Below are 3,109 nucleotides of genomic sequence, written 5' to 3'. Positions count from 1 at the left end.
GGTGGGCGGCGCAGCATCGTCGGCGTCTTCGCCTGCAATGCCCGTGCGATGTCCGCCTGGGACAGCCGCACCGTCGGCGCATCCCCACCGCCACCCGAAGGTGCGCGGCCTGGTAGCGCGCCCCGCTCGGCCAGGCGGCGTGTGCCGATCCCCGGATGCGGGCTGCGGCCCTTGTGGCTGTTCAGCCCCCCTTTGCGCCGGCCCAGCCAGATCAGGAACCCCTCAGGGTTGTGGATCTTCGGGTCGGCCATGACCTTCGCGCGTAGCGGGTCGGCGCGTTCGGCGCGGGCCCGGCCCGCGAGGGCTGCGATCGACGCGCCGGAGGCCCCTCGGCGGGGGCCGAAATCGCCACTTCCGTGGACGGTTCGTTTGTCCGTCGCCACAGCGGAGGCTCCTCTACGCGGCGGGCTGGAGTGGCTGGCGGAGCGTCGAATACCAGAGCGGCTCGGTGGACTTGATCAGGTACCTGACGGCGTCACAACTGTGATCGTCCGCCTTGATGGGCTGGTCAATGCCTTTATCTGCGGCGTCACTGTCCCAGGCATAACCCGGTACCTCGGAAATGAAACCCCGGACCGAGCGATGCACCCTGATTCGATCGTTTCCGAAAAGCGAGGACACCATGCGGATGCCGTCCACTACCGCGTTGTCTGCGTTCATCACGCCACTGACGCCATCGCGGTAAAGCTGGGTGACGAAGCTCGCGGCGGAGGGGTCTACGCAGATGTACTCGGGACGGACACCGCGCAGCCCTGTCCCAGGGATCGGAACACTCGCGTGGAACTCCTGGAGGGCTGTGGAGTACTCAGCATCGGTCTTCTGCCGGTGAGCCAGCTTCGACTCATATCGGTACTCCGCCACGAGGTGGAGGCGCCGGTCGACGCCGATCCCGCCGACGATGCCAACGAACGGCGCAACGGTCCCGTAATCCACGCCCGTGCCAACCCAGCGCGTCACGGTGGGGATAGTGTCTTCAACGAACCGGTCTTCGTCCCACATGTCGTAACAGGCGCCTTCTGCGAGGCACCATTCCCCAAGAATATAGCGGCGATACCAAAGACCCACGTACTCGGCCTTCAGCGCGCTCTTGTAGTCCTCGCCGAGTACGGGGTTGTCGTCTAGGACGAAGTGCCACGTGGCTAGATCCAGCTCTGAGGCTCTGAGTAGAAACTTCTTGCGAATATAATGCTGAGGTCCATCGGGATTTGTGGTGCCAAACAGCTTGGCGCCCGGGACCGAGAGGCGGGCGAGCGCCTGCGTGAAGAAGTCCTCGCCGAGCAATGTCAGCTCGTCCGCATACAGGCCCGCAATCGTGGCGCCGCGCAATTTGCCTTCGCTGCGGACATCGTTGCCCGTAATGATCTCGATGCGGCGTCCGAGAATTTTTGCGGTCGGGGCTCCACGCGTGTAGTGAACGTGCTTTGAGGCATCACCGAATATGGTCGGGTCCATGAGCGGCTCGAAGACATTGCGAAAAACCGTGTCGAGGGTTTTCCCGACAACGGCGAGCAACCCCGACGGGGGAGGGTCCGCCACGAATATGAGCCAGCGAAGCAGACTCGAAATCGTCTTTCCGCTGCGGACGCTCCCCTGCCATATGTTCAGACGCCGGTTCGCCTCAGCAACTGACCGGATCTGCTTCGGTGAGAGAGGGAGCGTTTCGAGCCGCACGACTCCCTCTCAGGATGAACCACGTCCCGCAGTGGGCCGCCTTCGACTTGTTACACGGAGCGCAGGCGCGCACAAGGTTCCACCAGTGATCCGTACCGCCTTTGGCGACCGGGAAGAAGTGGTCGTTCTCTGCGCTCGGACCTCCGCAGTAGCGGCAGGCGTCGCGCTGGATGGCGCGGCGGTACGCCGTCGACAACTCCCGATCGTGGTTGGTCAATGCGGCGTCGAGGCGACGGCGACGGCGTGTGGAGCGGATCGTGTAGATGTCGACGTTCGCCCTGTAGTGCGCTCGCATCCGGGTGTTCCGGAGCTCCCGGTTCGCAGCGTGATGAGCGGCTTGGTAATGCGGGCGGCACAGGCGCTTGACGGCGCGGGGCGCGCCGCAGCCGGGGAGGGTGCAGATCTCGGGCGGGTTCGGGTCTCGCTCCGCAAGCACGATCAGTGGATCGCCGTGCTTCCGCCAGCGGCCGTAGTGCATCCGGCACCAGGATCGTGAATCCCGAGGCTTGCCGCACCCTTCGATCGAGCAGAACTCCGGCGACGACTCACGCTCACGCAGCTCGGTGATCCCAGTTCGGCGTAGCCGCTGGTAGTGCACGAGGCAGTACCCGTCGGCTGCGTGCGCGTTCTCGCAGCCTTCGACCGAGCATCCTCGCGGAACGTGCGGCACCGGCTCGCGCAGCGGGTCGCCCCAGTTCGCCCATCGCTGGTAGTGCATGCCGCACATCGCCCGCTTCAGCGGCCCCGTGCGGCCACAGCCGTCGATGACGCAGACGTCCGGGCTCGGCTGGCGGATCGGCGCTTCGAGGGATAGCCCGTGCTTCCGGCGGTACTCGTGCGTGTCGCACAGGCCGAAGAACTGGTTTGATCGGCCACAGCCCTCGATCCGGCATAGCTTCCGCCCGCGCGGGACGGGGTCAGCGGTCGTGCCCGTGCGGCGGCGACGAGCATCGTGCATCTCGCAGAGGCCGTGCGTCTGGTTCAGCTCGTTGCGGGTGCAGCCCTCGACGGTGCACATCCGCGCTGGGGCCTTCGTTGGCCCGTGCCAGGCGTCGACGGAGCCGTGCCTCATGAGCCGCTGGTAGTGCTTCGAGCACAGGCCCTTGGACTTGACCAGCACGGGGCTGTCGCAGCCCTGGACAACGCAAATAGACTCGCCCACGCGGGGCACCTCCGCACACGAGGTGTTTCGAAGTCCCGGGGGAGAGGACGGCAATCCTCAGCCCCGGGGCGCCTCATCAGGCGCCGGGTATGCCCCCGATTCTACCGAACAGACGTGCGTTTCGGATGGATCAACCCGCTGGTGGGAGCTGTCCCGCAGCCACATCCAACGCCCGCGCGAGGTCGCCCAGCATCGACCGTGCCTGAGTCGAGCTATCGCCTTGGTCGAGCTGTTCCAGCTTCGTGGCGTTGCCCAGGTAGCCCGAGATCGCTGACG

Annotated in this window: 3 protein-coding genes; all 3 read right to left on the bottom strand. The window is 65.7% G+C overall.

Features of this window, described 5'->3' with window-relative positions; all coding sequences use genetic code 11:
- Positions 1 to 383, bottom strand: a 383-nt coding sequence (locus AC08OO_RS22345; protein ID WP_476619032.1) for a hypothetical protein, incomplete at its 3' end; no start/stop codon positions are given.
- A 13-nt stretch (positions 384 to 396) separates the two neighbouring features.
- Positions 397 to 1,671: a PBSX family phage terminase large subunit gene (locus AC08OO_RS22340; protein ID WP_476611820.1), complete on the bottom strand. Its 1,275-nt coding sequence runs from the start codon at positions 1,669 to 1,671 to the stop codon at positions 397 to 399.
- A complete protein-coding gene (locus AC08OO_RS22335; protein WP_476611819.1) occupies positions 1,619 to 2,833 on the bottom strand; it encodes an HNH endonuclease in 1,215 nt (404 codons plus the stop codon). Before AC08OO_RS22335 ends, AC08OO_RS22340 begins: the two co-directional genes overlap by 53 nt.
- Between the last annotated feature and the right edge of the window lie 276 nt (positions 2,834 to 3,109).

It is taken from the genome of Frankia sp. CeCAU1, from assembly GCF_977971845.1.
The sequence above is the reverse complement of the archived record's forward strand: the minus strand, read 5'-3'. Positions and strand labels throughout refer to the sequence as shown.